Raw genomic sequence first — 15,616 nt, forward strand, 5'->3', positions numbered from 1 at the left:
TTCTGCTTCCCCGATTCTGATCTTTGCAGCCCTGGTGGACCATAGAATATGCCAACAGGGTTGCAGATTAACGCGAATAGCGCCGGTGCACGGTTGCGGTAAACCCCGGCGAGTTGGTTATACTGCGTTATTTACAGGGCCTTTTCAACGCTTCTTAGGTATGGGGAACGGATGTCGCAAAACAGGCAGAGACCGAAGGATGTGCCTTCCGTTGCAGCGGTTTCAGGCAAGATAGACGATGTCCTGGCCGGCATTCGTGTTCCTGACCTCCCATACCCGGCTGGCAAGCTCGAACCAGAGGCCGTCAGCGACTGGCGCCCCCTGCTCATTTCCTGCTGGTCGGAGCAGCGCGATGAGCGGGTGACCCATGTTATCCGCTCCGTTCATCTGGAGTGGTCGGCCCGGCAGGTGAACGCTGCCTATGTCGCTGACCGCATTATGGACGTCTTCCTGAAAACCAGCGGGCTGCACCCGAGTCTGGCCCGTCGGGTGGCAAGGCTCCGTTTTTATCTTGCCTGGCGTATGGATCTGGAGGGCAAGAAGGCGTTCAGCAAGGCGCTCCTGGAGTGGCTGGACAGCCTGCAGGAGTGGCGCGGCTGGAGTGATTCCGGAGGCCGCTCCTCCAAAGTTCTTCTGGATCAGCTTGATTCTCTGGTGATAGCGGTTTCTGCCAGTTTCGAATCCGGTAAGACGGATCCGGTAAACGAATTCTGTCATCGCTGGCAGGAAGACGCAGAGAAGAGGAATGCCCAGGTTGGAAAACTCCGCCAACGTCTACTGGAAACGGAGCAGGGTGCTGCCAAGCAGCGCAAGGCAGAACAGTCTTCCCGGGCATTGATCGGCCGTGCTCTCCAGGGGCGCAAACTGCCGCTTTCGATTGTCCGCTTTATCCTTGATCACTGGCAGGGTCTGCTGAAACAGTCGATCTGGGATTCCGGTCTCGACGGCGAGAATTTGCGACATGGCAGCAAGTTGCTGGAGTGGCTGGTCTGGATTGGTGATCCCTCGCTTTCCGACAAGGACCGTAACCGGCTCTATCACGTCGGCGAACAGATCGGTGATCGTATCCTCGACGTCTGGAAGCGGGTTTTTAACGACGCTCTGCCTGCAGAGTCTCTGTCGGGGATCGAGTCCGCCATGGTTTCCAGGCTCAGAGGGGAAGCACCGGACCTGGTGGAGGCTTTGCCGGCGGCGGGGAGCTTCCAGTGGGATAGCAACTGGCTGAGCTTCGAAGTACCCTCCGCGGAAGCGTTTGAACCCTATGAGGGGCAGTGGTTTGTCGAAGGCCAGGGTACCGGAGAGCAGCGACGTTATTTCTACGCGTTTCTGCCGGAATCCGCAGAAATTCTCTGGACCAACGGCGCCGGCGTAAAGCTGGGGCTGCAGACATGGGGGGAATTCCGGGCGGCACTGGAAAAGGAGCAGATCCGGCCCTTGCCGAAGCTCACACCGTTTGGAACGGTATTGGCAGAGACCGTCGAACTGCTTGCCCGCGTCTGCGAAAAACAGCGTCGGCAGAGGGAACAGGCCGCGGAAGCTGCCAGGCTGCGGGCCGAGGAATTGAGGCGCGAAAGAGAAGCTGCTGAGGCACGACGCAGGGCTGAGGAAGCGGAACGGGAAGCCGAGCTTGAACGTCAGCAACAGGCCGCTGAAGCGCAACGTATCGCCGATGAAAACGTTGAAAAGGAACGAATTCGGAAGGAAAGAACCCTGCTGGCCGAGAAGCAGGTGGATGCCATCAAGCTGGGTGGCTGGATTGTCGTCGAACCCGACGAAACGTCCGATGAACCGGCCCGTCTGAAACTGGCCGTGCGCATCAATGCGTCCAGAAAGCTGGTGTTTGTGGACCGCTTGGGCCTGAACCGGCGCGAGTTTCTCGAGGGTGCCCTGGTTGAAGGGATTGTCGAAGGCCGGATCCGGGTTTTGGGAACCTCCGCGGAATTCGACGATACCCTCAGCAGGGTGGTCGGGCGCATTCGCGTTGGCCGCAACTGATATTGCCGAAGCAGGAAAAACAACAATGGCAGATAACGACTATAGCTTTGGAACCCGGAATGAACCGCCTGTTGATCAGGATAATCGGGCCGATTACCGCCTTACGGCCCGAGCCAGGGCGATACTCGAGCTCGAGTCCGGCTTGCCGGAAGAAGCCTCGACCGAAGAACGGGAGCTTGTCTGCGGTATTCGTGATATTTCCACCAGTGGTCTTTGCCTGACCTCTGACGAGCCGCTTTCCCTGGGGGCGTTGCTGCCGGCGAGAGTATTTCTGGGTAACCATGCCCAGCCTTTCGGTCTGATGGTCGAAGTGGTCTGGTGTCGACCCAACGAATCGAGCTTTCTGGTGGGGGCGCGAATCATCGAGTCTGACGAAACCGCATACGTCGAGTGGGTGGAGGCCGTGGCCTCGGCGATGGCCCAGGATTGAATCTTTTCCGTGCAATCCAACGAAAAGAGCCGGCATAGCGCCGGCTCTTTTAGGTTCTGGGAAGGTAAGACTTACTCTTCCAGTTCACCCATTCCGGTAATGTTAAAGCCGCCGTCCACGTACATGATCTCGCCGGTAATACCGGAGGACATATCAGAGCCGAGGAATGCGGCAGCATTACCCACTTCGTCGATGGTAACGTTTCGACGCAGCGGGGCACGCCTGGCGTTTTCGGCCAGCATCTTACGGAAGCTCTTGATGCCAGAGGCGGCCAGGGTCTTGATCGGGCCGGCGGAAATGCCGTTCACCCGAATCCCGTCCCGGCCCAGGCTGGCGGCCATATAGCGCACGTTGGCTTCCAGGGAAGCCTTGGCCAGTCCCATCACGTTGTAGTTCTGCAGAACTTTCTCGGCGCCCAGGTAGCTCAGGGTAATCAGCGAACTGCCTTCGTGCATCATGCCGCGGGCACCCTTGGCCAGCGCGACAAAGCTGTAGGAGCTGATATCGTGGGCCATGCGGAAGCCGTCACGGGTGGTCACGTCCACGTAGTTGCCGTCCAGCTCGTGTCCAGGTGCATAGCCAACAGCATGAACAATGATGTCGATGTTGTCCCAGTGCTTGCCCAGCTCCTTGAAGACGTTTTCAATTTCTTCGTCGCTGGCGACATCGCAGGGGAAGGTCAGCTTGCTGCCCCATTGTTCGGCGAACTTCTCAACCCGTGGCTGAAGCTTTTCATTCTGGTAGGTAAACGCCAGTTCGGCACCTTCGCGGGCAAAGGCCTCGGCGATGCCGTAAGCGATGGACAGTTTGCTGGCTACGCCAACGATCAGTGCTTTCTTGCCACTGAGGATTCCCATGGGTCGTTCTCCCTGTGTTCCTGATTTGGGTGCATTATCCCTGAGTGCTCTGGCCGGGGTAACGCTCAAATAGTCGTAGTTGGTTTCTGGTAAAAGAACGCGGCATTCAGCAGCTCGCGGGTGTACTCCGCTTGTGGTGCATCAAAAATCCTGGCCGCATCACCATATTCCACGATCCGGCCATGTTGCAGCACCAGTAGCTTATGGCTCAGGGCGCGCACCACAGCCAGGTCATGGCTGATAAAGATATAGCTTAGACCATAACGGGTCTGGATATCCCTCAACAGTTCAATGACCTGCTTCTGTACGGTGCGGTCGAGGGCTGAAGTGGGTTCATCCAGGATGATCAGATCGGGCTGCAGCACCAGAGCCCGGGCGATGGCAATACGTTGGCGCTGGCCGCCAGAGAATTCGTGTGGGTACCGATGCCGTGCCTCCGGGTCCAGGCCAACGTCGGTCAGCGCGCGAATCACTTTGCTGTCATGTTCGGCTGCGTTGTCCGCGTCGTGGATCTCCAGACCTTCGCGGACAATTTCGGCAATGGACATTCTGGGACTCAGGCTGCCAAACGGATCCTGAAACACAATCTGCACGCGCTTTCGCCACGGCCTGAAATCCTTCTGGTCAAGAAACGCCAGCTCCTCGCCCCCGAGGCGGATACTCCCGGTACTGGCGGTAAGCTTGAGCAGTGCATGGCCGATGGTGGTCTTGCCGCTGCCGCTTTCCCCAACGATTCCCAGCGTTTCGCCGCGGTTAAGCTGGAAATCGGCGCCCTGCACGGCGTGAAAGGATTCCTTCACCTTGCCCAGAAGGCTCTTGCGTATCGGGAAACGCACGTCCAGTCGTTCAACAGCAAGTAACGGGTCTGCCGGTTTATCAAGCGGTAGGGGCGCTGCCGGGGGCTCAGCATCAAGAAGCTTTCGGGTATAGGCGTGTTGTGGGCTGGCAAACAGGGCGTCGGTATCGGCCTCCTCCACGAGTTTGCCATTTTCCATGACGGCCACCCGGTCGGCGTAACGGCGCACGATGGTCAGGTCATGGGTAATCAGTAGAATCGCCATCCCCAGTTTTTTCTGAAGGTCCCTAAGCAATTCGAGAACCTGTTTCTGGACGGTCACATCCAGTGCCGTCGTGGGCTCGTCCGCGATAAGGAGATCGGGTTCATTGGCCAGGGCCATGGCGATCATAACCCGCTGCTTTTGCCCCCCCGACAACTGGTGTGGGTAGGCGCCAAGCTTGCTTTCCGGGTTCTGTATCCCCACGAGTTGCAGCAGCTCCAGGCAGCGTTGTTTTGCCTGTGGCCCGCGCATTCCCTTGTGCAGTTCCAGGGTTTCGCCAATTTGCTTTTCCACGGTGTGTAGCGGGTTAAGAGATGTCATCGGCTCCTGGAATATCATCCCGATCTCCCGGCCGCGGATCTGGCGCATTCGTTTTTCGGTGGCGGCCAGAAGATCTTCATCACGGTACCGGATCTGCCCGCTGGGGTAACTCGCGTGCCGCGCATCCAGGAGGCGCAGAATCGACAGTGCCGAAATGGATTTTCCGGAGCCGCTCTCGCCCACCAGTGCAAGGGTCTCGCCTTCGCGGATTGCCAGTGACAGTGACTCGACGGCTGGAGATCCGTGATCAAAACAGATGGAAAGATCGGAGATCTGAAGCAATTGGCTCATATCAGCTCTTCCTCGGATCGAAGGCATCGCGCACGGCTTCACCCACGAACACCAGCAATGTGAGCATCAACGACAGCGATACGAAGGCGGATATGCCCAGCCAGGGCGCATGCAGGTTGGCCTTGCCCTGGGCAATCAATTCACCCAATGAGGGCGAGCCCGAGGGTAGGCCAAAGCCAAGGAAATCCAGGGAGGTCAGGCCTGTAATTGCCCCCGTCAGAATAAACGGGAGGAAGGTCAGCGTGGCAACCATGGCATTGGGGAGTATGTGCCGGAACATGATTTTGCGGTTGTCCAGGCCGAGTGCACGGGCAGCTTTGACGTATTCGAAGTTACGGGCCCGCAGGAATTCCGCACGTACCACATCCACCAGTCCCATCCAACTGAACAGCAGCATGATGCCCAGCAGCCACCAGAAGTTTGGCTGCACAATGCTCGAGAGAATGATTAGCAGATACAGTACCGGCAGGCCGGACCAGACTTCGATAAAACGCTGGCCCAGCAGATCAATCTTGCCGCCGTAAAAGCCCTGAATGGCGCCGACCACTACGCCAACAATGCAACTGGCGATTGTAAGGGTCAGGCCAAACAGCACCGAAATACGGAAACCATAGATCACCCGGGCTGCAACATCGCGACCCTGATCATCGGTCCCCAGCCAGTTCTCTGCACTCGGTGGCGCCGGTGACGGAACCTCAAGATCATAATTGATGGTGTTGTAGCTGAACCGGATCGGTGGCCAGACCATCCAACCATTGGCGCTGATTTCATCAGCGATAAAGGGGTCGCGATAATCGGCTTCCGTGGGCAGGAAACCACCGAAGGTTTCTTCCGGCACTGATTGGACGACCGGGAAATAGAGCTCCCCTTTATAGGACACGACCAGCGGCGAGTCGTTGGCAATCAGCTCAGCGACCAATGACAGGCCGAACAGGGCGAGAAAAATCCACAAAGACCAGAAACCCCGGCGGTTTTTCCGAAAGTTCCGCAGGCGCCGCTGTTGAATCGGAGTCAAAGACCGGAAACTCACGCACCCTCCCGGCTTTCAAAATCGATCCGCGGATCGACCAGGACATAGGTAATGTCGCTGATCAGCTTCAGGATGAGGCCCATCAGGGTGAATATGTACAGGGTGCCGAAGATCACGGGATAGTCGCGGTTCAGGGCTGCCTCGAAGCCGAGCAGCCCGAGCCCGTCGAGGGAGAAGATCACTTCAATCAGCAGGGAGCCGGTAAAGAACAGAGCGACAAGGACGCCGGGCAGGCTGGCAATCACGATCAGCATGGCATTGCGGAAAACGTGGCCATACAGCACTTCCTTCTGGTCCAGACCCTTGGCGCGGGCGGTTACCACGTACTGTTTTCCGATCTCATCCAGGAACGAATTCTTGGTAAGCAGGGTCAGGGTGGCAAAACCGCCAATCACATTTGCGGTGACGGGCAACGCCAGGTGCCAGAAGTAATCCCCGATTTTCTGATACCAGGTAAGCTCATCGAAATTCGAAGAGGTCAGGCCCCGGAGTGGGAACCAGTCGAAATAACTGCCGCCAGCAAACAGCACGATGAGCAGTATCGCGAACAGGAAGCCTGGAATGGCGTAGCCCACCACAATAGCTGAGCTGGTCCAGACATCGAACCTGGAGCCATCTGTAACGGCTTTCCGGATGCCCAGGGGGATGGAAATGAAATAGATGATCAGCGTTGACCAGAGACCCAGGGAGATGGAAACGGGCATTTTATCGAGAATCAGGTCGATGACGCTTTTTTCCCGGAAGAAGGAGTCACCGAAGTTGAAGGTGGCGTAATCGCCAAGCATCTTGAAGAAGCGTTCGTGAGCGGGTTTGTCGAAGCCGTACATGACTTCGATTTCTTTCAGAAGCTCATCGGGAATACCGCGGGAACCGCGTGTGTCGCCGGAAGAGTCCGCTACCTCGCCGCCAGTTCCACCGCCGGAAGCCCGGGCCAGGGCGCTGCCGCCGTGGCCTTCCATCTCCGCGATAAGCTGCTCAACCGGGCCACCGGGGGCCGCCTGAACAATCACAAAGTTGAGCAGCATGATTCCGATCAGGGTGGGAATGATCAGCGCCAGACGCCTGAGTATGTAGATGCCCATTTAGCGGCGTTTTCCTCAGGGCTTCGCCCACCAGTTGTCCAGATCGATGCCGTTCTTCGGCGTCTCGGCCGGACGTTGCAGATGGTTCCAGTAGGCGACGCGGTCGCTTCGCAGATGCCAGTGCGGAATCACATAGTGGTGGTGCAGCAGAACCCGGTCCAATGCCCGAACCCGGTAAACCAGTTCCTCACGGTTTGGCGCCTGAATGACCATGTTCACAAGCTCGTCGATCACCGGATCGCTCACGCCCATGTAGTTGCGCGAGCCTTTGGCATCCACGGTGGATGAATCCCAGTATTCCCGCTGTTCATTGCCCGGCGAATCCGACTGGCCGAACACCTGGGTGATCATGTCGAAATCGAATTCCCTCAGGCGCTGTATGTACTGGTTGCTGTCCACGAGGCGCACGGTCACATCGATACCGAGACGACCGAGGTTGTTCTTGAAGGGCAGAACCACCCGCTCGAAGCTCTTCTGGAACAGCAGGATCTCGAACGCCAGTGGTTCGCCGGTTTCGCCGTGTACCATTTTGCCATCTCGAATGACATAACCGGCGGACTTGAGCAGCTCCATAGCAGTTCTCAGGTTCTCGCGCAGGCCCTGCTGTCCTTCGGTGGTGGGTGGCTGGTATTCCTCGGTAAACACATCATCGGGTAACTGATCCCGGTAAGGTTCGAGTATGTCCAGTTCACGGCCTGTCGGAAGGCCCGAGGAAGCCAGGTCGCTGTTTGCGAAGTAGCTGTCAGTGCGGGTGTACTGGTCGAAAAAGAGGTTCTTGTTGGCCCACTGAAAGTCAAAACCATAGGCCAGCGCTTCACGAACCAGCGGGTCGGAAAACACCTTCCTGCGGGTGTTGAAGGCAAAACCCTGCATGCCTGAAGGTCGGTGGTGCTCTATGGCTTCCTTGATAATCGTGCCGTTTTCGAACCGATCCCCGGTGTAGGCCGTGGCCCAGTTCTTGGCGGAAGACTCCAGCCGAAAATCAAAACTGCCGGCCTTGAAGCCCTCCAGCGCCACGGTGTCATCGGTGTAATAATCGTAAGTAATCTGGTCGAAATTGAACCGTCCGTTCCGAACGCCAAGGTCCTTAGCCCAATAGTCTTCAACGCGTTCGTAGGTAATCGACCGACCGGCTTCGAAGTCACCAATACGGTAAGGGCCACTGCCCAACGGTGGGTTGAGGCCATTCTTGCCAAACTCCCGATCAGCCCAGTAGTGCTGGGGCAAAATGGGCATCTGGCCAAGGATCAGCGGTAGCTCCCGATTGCTGGTTTCCTTGAAGTCAAAACGTACCCGCTGAGGGCCCTCTATGGTCACCGATTTGACGTCAGCGTAGTAGTTCCGGAAGAAGGGGTGCCCCTGGGTAGTAAGGGTGTCGAAGGAGAATTTTACGTCCTCAGCGGTAATGGCTTCGCCGTCGTGGAACCGCGCCTGCTCCCTGATATTGAAAACCACATAGCTTCGGTCTTCAGGAGTCTCCAGGGATTCGGCAATCAGGCCATAGGCGGAAAAGGGCTCATCGTCCGACGACTCAAGGAGTGTGTCATACAGATAGTTGCTGATGCCTGCAGCGGCAACGCCCCGGATATCAAAAGGATTGAAAGAGTCGAAGCCGTTGGCAACAACCGCCATTTTCAGGGTGCCGCCTTTCGGGGCGTCCGGATTCACGTAATCGAAATGGCTGAACCCGGCGGGGTATTTGGTTTCGCCATGCATGGCAATGCCATGTGCTGGCATTGCCTCGTCGGCGACGGAAAACGGTGAGATGAGCGGTGTGGCAATAAGCGCCAGGGCTGAAAAAAACGACGTAAGGGATGAGGCTTTCCGTGTTCTTGTCATAAGTCTCGCACGTCAGGGACTGTTTCGGATATCAACGTAGAGTACCAGACTTTGCCCGGGTTGCAGATAACGGGCGGTATTCAGATCGTTCCAGCTTGCGATGTCCCGCACATTCACGGAAAACCTGCTGGCAATCCGGGCGAGGGAGTCGCCTTTGCGCACCCGGTAGCCCACTTTCCTGACCATTGCCTTGCCACGGCCACTGTTGGCCGCCATCACCGTTGGCTGGCTGGTCTTGGACCAGATAACCAGTTCCTTGCCGGGTATCAGCGGATCGCCGGGCGCCATGCCATTCCAGGCAGCAACTTCACGCACGGAAACCCGGTGCTCGCGGGCAATATCCCAGAAGGTATCGCCCTTGCGGACCGTGTAGCGAACCTTGTTTCCGTCCCGCTTCCGCTCCTGTTTGCGTTCAAGCCGCTGGGAGGCGCTCAGGGCATAGGCGTCGCTGCCCTTGGAGGCAGAGGGAATCATCAGGCGCTGGCCGATCCGTATCAGATCGCTGTCCAGATTGTTGACCTGCTGCAGCACTGACGGCGTTGTTGAGAATTTGCGGGAGATCGAATTAAGGCTGTCTCCGGATTTAACCTCATAGTTGCGCCAGGACACCCGTTGATTGGCTGGAATCTCGGCCAGGGCTGCGCGGAACGTTTCGGCATTCTGTACCGGAACGAGCAACCGGTGAGGACCATCCGGCGAAGTTGCCCAGCGATTGTAGGAGGGATTCAGGAGGTAGATCTCGTCGACATCTACCCCGGCCAGTTCCGCTGCCTGGGCAAGGTCGAGCTGGGAGCCGGTATCAACAACTTCGAAGTAGGGCTCGTCCTTCAGCGATGGCAGCTCGATGCCATAGGCCTCGGGATTGTCGAATATTTTCGCGAGAGCGATGAGTTTAGGGACGTAGTGTCTGGTTTCCCGGGGCAGGTGAAGAGACCAGAAGTCTGTCGGCTTGTTGGCATTCCGGTTGCGGCGCATGGCGCTGGAAACAGTGCCGCCGCCGCTATTGTAGGCGGCAAGGGCGAGCGTGTGGTCGCCATCAAACCGGTTTGCGAGGCGCTCAAGATAGGTCAGGGCGGCGTCGGTTGCGGCGATGACGTCCCGACGGTCATCGTGCCACCAGCTCTGTGTCAGACCAAAGTATTTTCCCGTGGAAGGAATGAATTGCCAGAGGCCGGCAGCGCGCCCATGGGAGTAGGCAAACGGATCGAACGCGCTCTCAACAACGGGGAGCAGGGCATATTCGGCAGGCAGCCCCCGCTTTTCGGTCTCGTTGACGATATAGTGAAGGTAGCGACTGCCGCGTTCCACAACCCGGTCAATATAACCGGGATGCCGGGCATACCAGTTCAACTGGTCCCGGACTCGTTCGTTGTCGATATCGTGATCCAGAACAAACCCCGATCGCAGTCTTGACCACAGATCCTGCTCAACCACCTCCGCCTCAGCGGTTTTCTGAACCGGATTGTCGAGCTTCTCCCTGGCATCCCTGGCAGCATCCTTTAGTTCCGGAGCAATAGCTTCGTCCAGCGGCTGGTCTCGGGCAGCATCGCGGTTTTCTCCGGTCTCGACCGCTTTCTTTAGCCCTTCATCGCCCGCGGCGACGGTAACTTCCTGAGTATTCAGCGGGCTTTGCTCGCCCTGGCTGATCAGGCTGGTGCAGCCACTGGCGAGGGCTCCGGCGAAAAACAAAAACGACAATCGTCTGGCCGACATAACAGCATCCGGGTACAGGTTGAGGCCGGATCCAGCATCTGAAAATCCGGCATATTGAACAATTTACGGTCACAATTTTGAAATGATTCTATGGGACCGCTTTAAAAGGGGTCAAGAAACCTCTCGTTACGGCTCTGAGAGGATTTGTTAAGTGCGTATCGCCAGGCGTCAGAAATTATCCTTGCCGTGGCGGATGGCCGCAAAAATGGCGTTCTCGGAATCGGCGGGCAGGCCCCGGCTTGAGCAATAGGTTCGGGCGGAGTCCACTACCGCCGGATCATCCCACCGCAGAAACGGATTGAGCCGTTTCTCGTTTTCGAGGATTGAAGGAACCGTCGGTTCTCCTGCATCGCGGGCGGCCTGACACTCCTGCTCGAACGCCCGGAGACCTTCGTCTTCCGGCAACCAGCTGCGGGCAAAACGCAGGTTCGCGAGGGTGTACTCATGGGCGCAGTAAACGGCGGCCTTGCCAGGCAGCGCCCGGAGAGTTTGAAGAGACTGACGCATCTGCTCCGGGGAGCCTTCGAACAGACGTCCGCATCCACAGACAAAAAGAGTATCGCCACAGAAGAGAACCGGCCGACCATTTACCTCGACGTCGGTGAAGAAGGCAATATGATCGAGAGTGTGGCCGGGAACGCCCAGGACCTGGAAGGTGATATCTTCCCAGATCACCTCATCACCGGGATGAACCAGGTTGGTACTGCCTTTATAGGGCGAATCCGCCGGGCCCGTCACCCTGCAATCCGGAAACCGGGAAACCAGGTCTTTGACACCGCCGACATGGTCGGGATGATGGTGGGTCACCAGAATAGTGTCCAGGGTCAGCCCGTTCTCGGCCAGATGGTCCAGAACCGGTTGTGCCTGGCCCGGGTCCACAATCAGCGCCCTGTCGCTGGCGGTGTCGGAAAGGCACCAGATATAGTTGTCACTGAAGGCGGGTATGGCGGAAATGGTCAGCATAGGGCCCCACATGTGCTTATCGAATGTGACTGATATGATAGAGCATTAAATACAAGGCCCCAACCATGGGAAAGGGCTTCCGGGAGTGGCGCATTGGTGAGTGAATCCGAGGCAGTTGATTATTCCGCCAGACATGAGAGCTTTGAGCGCTGGTTCCAGACCCCGCTTGGTCGGGCACTGTTGGCCGACCAGAGACGATTCGTCGATGCCGAGCTGCAGCGTCTGACAGGCGCCAGGCAGTTGCAGGTGGGTATCAGCCATCGGCTGCCATTGGCTACCGGCACGGATTTCTCCCAGAAGATCATGACAGCGCCAAGATGGTATCCCCATATTCCGGACGGGGTCGCCATCTGCGATGCCGACGAGCTGGCCTTTCCCGGTGATTCGATGGATCTTGTCGTGCTGCATCACACGGCCGATTTCTCTCCTTACCCTCACCAGGTGATTCGCGAGGCGGCGCGCGTACTCCGGGGAGAGGGCACGATGGCCCTGTTTGGTTTTAATCCTTTGAGCCTCTGGGGCGCGCGCAAACTGATCTCCAGGAGTAGCGAAGGCCCGTGGGGCGGTCGCTTCCTCTTGCGCGGACGCATGGAAGACTGGCTGCACTTGCTGGGCTTTAATGTCGAAGCGTCGATTACCCGGTTTTTCAGGCCACCACTGCAGCGCAGTGGTCGCAAGCCGACGAGCCGGATGGACAACCGTTTGTCCGGAAATCGACTCCTGCCAGTAGGCGCCTATTACTGTATCCTTGCCAAAAAACGCGTCCACGCCCGGTTGCCCAGGCGCCCCGTCTGGCGCCAAAGCAAGGTGATTGCTCTGCCGGGCACAGGTACCGTTGGCGCCTCCCGAGGTTGCAGTCGCAGTGGCTCGCCGATTAAAACACCGAAGTGAATCACCGAAAACCAAACCAGGAGGCTGAATGGCCGGCAAGGTAACCCTCTATACGGATGGCGCCTGCAAGGGCAACCCCGGGCCCGGCGGCTGGGGCGTGGTTTTGCGCTATGGCGACAATCGAAAGACCCTGCACGGCGGGGAGACGAATACCACGAACAACCGCATGGAGTTAATGGCAGCCATCCGTGGTCTGGAGGCCCTGAAGCGCCCGTGCGAGGTGGAGCTGTTTACGGATTCGCAGTACGTGCGTAAAGGCATTACGGAATGGATGGCAGGCTGGAAGCGGAACGGCTGGAAGACCTCCGCGAAAAAGCCCGTGAAGAACGAAGATCTCTGGCGCGAGCTGGATGCCGAAGTGGCCCGGCACGAGATTAACTGGCACTGGGTAAAAGGGCACTCTGGTGTTCCTGACAATGAGCTGGCGGATGAACTGGCCAATCGCGGCGTCGACGAGCTTTCCGGCGCATAGATTCAGAGCGCATAAATACAGATAACCAGGTACAGGCAATGAGACAGATCGTACTGGATACAGAAACCACGGGTATCGACCCGGCAGAGGGTCACCGGATCATCGAGATCGGTTGTGTTGAATTGATGGAGCGCCAGCTCACCGGCCGCAACTACCATGTCTATATCAACCCGGACCGGGAAGTAGAGGCTGAGGCGATCACCGTTCACGGCATCACCAACGAGTTCCTTGCCGACAAACCCCGTTTCGCGGAAATCGCCGATGAGTTCTTCGAGTTCATCAAGGGCGCCGAGCTGGTTATCCATAACGCTGCGTTCGATGTCGGCTTCATGGACTCGGAATTCGCCCGCCTCAAGCCGGTACGGAAAACCGCGGATCATTGCGGAATCGTGGACTCCCTCGCCATCGCAAGGGCCCGTCACCCGGGACAGAAGAACAACCTGGATGCGCTCTGCAAACGCTACGGTGTGGACAACAGCAACCGTGACCTCCACGGCGCCTTGCTGGATGCGGAGATCCTGGCCGACGTTTACCTGCTGCTCACTGGTGGCCAGACCGCGCTGTCACTGGACGCCGGATCCGAGAACGGTGGCGGTAACGGCGGCATTCGAAGGCTCCCTGCTGACAGAGCGCCCCTGTCGGTGGTTCGCGCTTCCAGTTCAGAGACCGAAGCCCACGAAGAGTTCATGTCCCTGCTCGAAAAACAGGCGGGCGAAACCGTGTGGGGTAAACTCCAGAGTCCGGAATGAGAACTGGGTCGGGCTGTACCAAATGTTACATTCCGCCTTTCTTGAGGTACTTGAGTTTTATGTTATAAGTAATGATAAGTTCGCCAGTTTTTTGCGAACTGGCTTTGGCCGGAAAAGGGGTTAACCGGCCCAGAACAAAAAGGCCTGGTACGCTACAGCCGGATCAGTGACCACCAAAGAGGATGCGGTAGTCTCCGCAACATTAACGGGAAGCGTTTATGGTTCAGTCGTCTCTCGCGACGAAATCGCAGTCGTTTGATTTGGTCAAAAGTGAAATAGAGCAGACCATCAAGCAGGCAGAATCCAGCCTTGAACGCTTTCAGGAAAACCGCGAAAGGGGTGAGGATCTCCAGAATTGTGTTGATTTCATCAACCAGTTGCGGGGCATTTTCATTCTGGTGGAGCTGCGGGGTGGAACCCTGCTGTGCCAGGAAGCGGTAACTATGGCCAACGACGTGCCCGTTGGCGCCAGTGACGACAAAAACATCCTTCTTACCACCCTGAACAGCGCTCTGTTCATTCTCCGGCGCTATGTCGAGTACTACCATCAACAGCGGGAAGACCATCCCGAGTTGTTGCTCCCCGTGATCAATGACCTCCGAGAGGCCCGCCGGGAAAAACCCTATCCCGAGTCCTGTTTTTTCGATGTCGATGTCAAAGAGAGGCCGGATTTTTGTGCCGGTTTGTCATTGCAGCCGTTTGAGGGCAATGAGGCCGATTACGAAGTTATGGCGCGTCGCATGCGCCTGACCTTCCAGGTGGCGCTTCTGGGAATTCTTCGCGACCGGAACGATGTGGTAAACAAGAAATTGATTGGGCGCGCGTCGAGAGGGCTTGCGCGCCTTTGTCAGGGCGCAGCCATGGGGCAGATGTGGTGCCTCGTCGGCATTGTTTCAGACACCATGCTTGATCGTGCAATGGTCTTTAACAAAGCCCGCAAGCGCATGTTCATGCGGATCGAGAAATACGCCCGGGAAGTGGTTTACGTGGGCAAGGTTGCCACGGGTAAAGACGCGCCGGATTCGCTGATCCGGGATCTGGTCTACCTGCTGTACCGCAGCGGTTCTGCCAACCCTGAAGTTACCGAGGTGTTGTCTGCTTACCATCTTGCGCCGTCGGATTTTCCGGATTCCATGCTGGAAGCCCATGCGCGCAGGTTATACGGTCCTGGCAGTGATGTCCTCAAATCCCTGTCAGAAGCCCTGCAGGATGAATTGAACCAGTTGAAAGACAAACTGGACATTATTGAGCGCGGCATCGAGCCGGATCTGGCGGAGCTGTCTTCCATTGCCGATGCCCTCGAACGACTGGCCAACACGCTGGTAATGCTCGACCTGAACAAACTGGCGGGCGTTTCAAGAGAAGAGGCGAGCAAACTGCGGGGTTGGGAAGCAGAATCTCGCTTGCCCGGTGATGATGAACTTTATCGACTTGCCGATTCCGTGCTGGGAATTGAAGATGCCGTCATGCAGATTGTGACCCGTGGCATCACCTCCGAAACCGATGCGCTGGCCGGCGGTGAACGCAAGCGGGAGGAGTCTGTATACCTTCGAGAGGCGCTCTATGTGGTGGCTGATGAAGCTCGTGGGGCATTGACCCTGGCAAAGCGCGCAATCACCGCTTTTATTGAATCCGACTACGACAAACTGCATCTTGCCAATCTGCCTGCAACCCTGCACAGCATCTGGGGTGGCCTGCAAATGGTGAATGATCCGGGAGCCGCCGGGGTTCTTGAGCGGGTTGCGGCTTCAATCCAGGAGCGCTTGCTGGATGCGAAGGAAGCGCCAGCCGCCCAGGTGCTCGAGGCGCTGGCGGACGCTCTGACTTCGCTGGAGTACTACATCGAGAGTATTGGCAAAACCGAAGACCGCAATGTAGATCTACTGAAACTGGCTGAATCGTCGCTGGACGATGTAGGTTTGTAG

13 protein-coding genes are annotated in these 15,616 nt (G+C 57.4%); 6 read left to right on the forward strand and 7 right to left on the reverse strand.

Features of this window, described 5'->3' with window-relative positions:
* Positions 1-171 precede the first annotated feature (171 nt).
* A complete protein-coding gene (locus J3362_RS06020; protein ID WP_502882409.1) occupies positions 172-1,995 on the forward strand; it encodes a DUF1631 family protein in 1,824 nt (607 codons plus the stop codon).
* A 25-nt stretch (positions 1,996-2,020) separates the two neighbouring features.
* Positions 2,021-2,425 (forward strand): PilZ domain-containing protein, encoded by a 405-nt coding sequence (locus J3362_RS06025; protein WP_349518603.1) that lies wholly within the window; start codon positions 2,021-2,023, stop codon positions 2,423-2,425.
* Positions 2,426-2,496: 71 nt separating this feature from the next.
* Here J3362_RS06025 and J3362_RS06030 read toward each other — a convergent pair whose 3' ends face one another.
* The 7 genes from J3362_RS06030 to gloB form a co-directional block, all read right to left on the reverse strand.
* Entirely contained in the window at positions 2,497-3,282 is a 786-nt protein-coding gene (locus J3362_RS06030) for an enoyl-ACP reductase FabI (protein WP_349518604.1), read from the reverse strand.
* A gap of 65 nt (positions 3,283-3,347) precedes the next feature.
* The gene (locus J3362_RS06035; RefSeq protein WP_349518605.1) at positions 3,348-4,952 is read right to left on the reverse strand and encodes an ABC transporter ATP-binding protein; all 1,605 of its coding nucleotides are present in this window, start codon (positions 4,950-4,952) and stop codon (positions 3,348-3,350) included.
* 1 nt (position 4,953) lies between these two features.
* Complete coding sequence (locus J3362_RS06040; RefSeq protein WP_349518606.1) at positions 4,954-5,982, reverse strand: ABC transporter permease; 1,029 nt, start codon at positions 5,980-5,982, stop codon at positions 4,954-4,956.
* A complete protein-coding gene (locus tag J3362_RS06045; protein ID WP_088828310.1) occupies positions 5,979-7,064 on the reverse strand; it encodes a microcin C ABC transporter permease YejB in 1,086 nt (361 codons plus the stop codon). Before J3362_RS06045 ends, J3362_RS06040 begins: the two co-directional genes overlap by 4 nt.
* 15 nt (positions 7,065-7,079) lie before the next feature.
* Positions 7,080-8,903, reverse strand: a complete 1,824-nt coding sequence (locus tag J3362_RS06050; protein ID WP_349518607.1) for an extracellular solute-binding protein — start codon at positions 8,901-8,903, stop codon at positions 7,080-7,082.
* Between the two features lie 12 nt (positions 8,904-8,915).
* Positions 8,916-10,616: a LysM peptidoglycan-binding domain-containing protein gene (locus J3362_RS06055; protein ID WP_349518608.1), complete on the reverse strand. Its 1,701-nt coding sequence runs from the start codon at positions 10,614-10,616 to the stop codon at positions 8,916-8,918.
* Positions 10,617-10,784: 168 nt separating this feature from the next.
* Positions 10,785-11,579, reverse strand: coding sequence for a hydroxyacylglutathione hydrolase (gene gloB, locus J3362_RS06060; protein WP_349518609.1), 795 nt, complete (start codon positions 11,577-11,579; stop codon positions 10,785-10,787).
* Between the two features lie 96 nt (positions 11,580-11,675).
* On the opposite strand from gloB, the gene J3362_RS06065 reads away from it, so the two are divergent.
* The 4 genes from J3362_RS06065 to J3362_RS06080 all read left to right on the forward strand — a co-directional run bounded on the left by J3362_RS06065 (position 11,676) and on the right by J3362_RS06080 (position 15,616).
* Positions 11,676-12,470 carry a class I SAM-dependent methyltransferase gene (locus J3362_RS06065; protein ID WP_349518610.1) on the forward strand — a complete coding sequence of 265 codons (795 nt, stop codon included), beginning with the start codon at positions 11,676-11,678 and terminating at the stop codon, positions 12,468-12,470.
* A gap of 28 nt (positions 12,471-12,498) precedes the next feature.
* The gene (gene rnhA, locus J3362_RS06070) at positions 12,499-12,942 is read left to right on the forward strand and encodes a ribonuclease HI (RefSeq protein ID WP_219120123.1); all 444 of its coding nucleotides are present in this window, start codon (positions 12,499-12,501) and stop codon (positions 12,940-12,942) included.
* A gap of 38 nt (positions 12,943-12,980) precedes the next feature.
* Positions 12,981-13,691, forward strand: coding sequence for a DNA polymerase III subunit epsilon (dnaQ, locus tag J3362_RS06075; RefSeq protein WP_349518612.1), 711 nt, complete (start codon positions 12,981-12,983; stop codon positions 13,689-13,691).
* 218 nt (positions 13,692-13,909) lie between these two features.
* Positions 13,910-15,616 carry a FimL-related protein gene (locus tag J3362_RS06080; RefSeq protein WP_349518614.1) on the forward strand — a complete coding sequence of 569 codons (1,707 nt, stop codon included), beginning with the start codon at positions 13,910-13,912 and terminating at the stop codon, positions 15,614-15,616.

Origin of the sequence: Marinobacter sp. NFXS11 (genome assembly GCF_040148675.1) — a bacterium.
Classification (GTDB): Bacteria; Pseudomonadota; Gammaproteobacteria; order Pseudomonadales; family Oleiphilaceae; genus Marinobacter.

Excerpts from the sequence above, each read along its gene's own strand:
- dnaQ (WP_349518612.1), top strand. The coding sequence starts at position 12,981 with ATGAGACAGATCGTACTGGATACAGAAACCACGGGTATCGACCCGGCA.
- J3362_RS06020 (WP_502882409.1), top strand. The coding sequence starts at position 172 with ATGTCGCAAAACAGGCAGAGACCGAAGGATGTGCCTTCCGTTGCAGCG.
- gloB (WP_349518609.1), bottom strand. The coding sequence starts at position 11,579 with ATGCTGACCATTTCCGCCATACCCGCCTTCAGTGACAACTATATCTGG.
- rnhA (WP_219120123.1), top strand. The coding sequence starts at position 12,499 with ATGGCCGGCAAGGTAACCCTCTATACGGATGGCGCCTGCAAGGGCAAC.
- J3362_RS06045 (WP_088828310.1), bottom strand. The coding sequence starts at position 7,064 with ATGGGCATCTACATACTCAGGCGTCTGGCGCTGATCATTCCCACCCTG.
- J3362_RS06030 (WP_349518604.1), bottom strand. The coding sequence starts at position 3,282 with ATGGGAATCCTCAGTGGCAAGAAAGCACTGATCGTTGGCGTAGCCAGC.
- J3362_RS06035 (WP_349518605.1), bottom strand. The coding sequence starts at position 4,952 with ATGAGCCAATTGCTTCAGATCTCCGATCTTTCCATCTGTTTTGATCAC.
- J3362_RS06055 (WP_349518608.1), bottom strand. The coding sequence starts at position 10,616 with ATGTCGGCCAGACGATTGTCGTTTTTGTTTTTCGCCGGAGCCCTCGCC.
- J3362_RS06050 (WP_349518607.1), bottom strand. The coding sequence starts at position 8,903 with ATGACAAGAACACGGAAAGCCTCATCCCTTACGTCGTTTTTTTCAGCC.
- J3362_RS06025 (WP_349518603.1), top strand. The coding sequence starts at position 2,021 with ATGGCAGATAACGACTATAGCTTTGGAACCCGGAATGAACCGCCTGTT.
- J3362_RS06080 (WP_349518614.1), top strand. The coding sequence starts at position 13,910 with ATGGTTCAGTCGTCTCTCGCGACGAAATCGCAGTCGTTTGATTTGGTC.